The organism is Pseudoalteromonas sp. Z1A8 (genome assembly GCF_011378855.1).
In the GTDB taxonomy this organism is placed as follows: Bacteria; Pseudomonadota; Gammaproteobacteria; order Enterobacterales; family Alteromonadaceae; genus Pseudoalteromonas.
The window spans coordinates 54,593-54,829 of sequence record NZ_WTLB01000028.1; the positions used below are offsets into that span (position 1 = coordinate 54,593).

Genomic DNA, 237 nt, shown 5'->3' on the forward strand with positions numbered 1-237 from the left:
AGTTATATCAGAGCGGGTCATTAGCTCAGTTGGTAGAGCAGTTGACTTTTAATCAATTGGTCGATGGTTCAAATCCATCATGACCCACCATTCTTTATTCCTTGTGAGTAGCGAATGGCATCAATCGGCGGATTTACGTAAGCTTCATTCATATTTGAATAAGTGCATAGAGCGGGTTATTAGCTCAGTTGGTAGAGCAGTTGACTTTTAATCAATTGGTCGATGGTTCAAATCCAT

Annotated in this window: 1 tRNA gene; it reads left to right on the plus strand. The window is 40.1% G+C overall.

Annotated elements, in window-relative coordinates:
- Positions 1 to 14: 14 nt before the first annotated feature.
- Positions 15 to 90, plus strand: a tRNA-Lys gene (locus GQR55_RS12295).
- Positions 91 to 237: the final 147 nt, after the last annotated feature.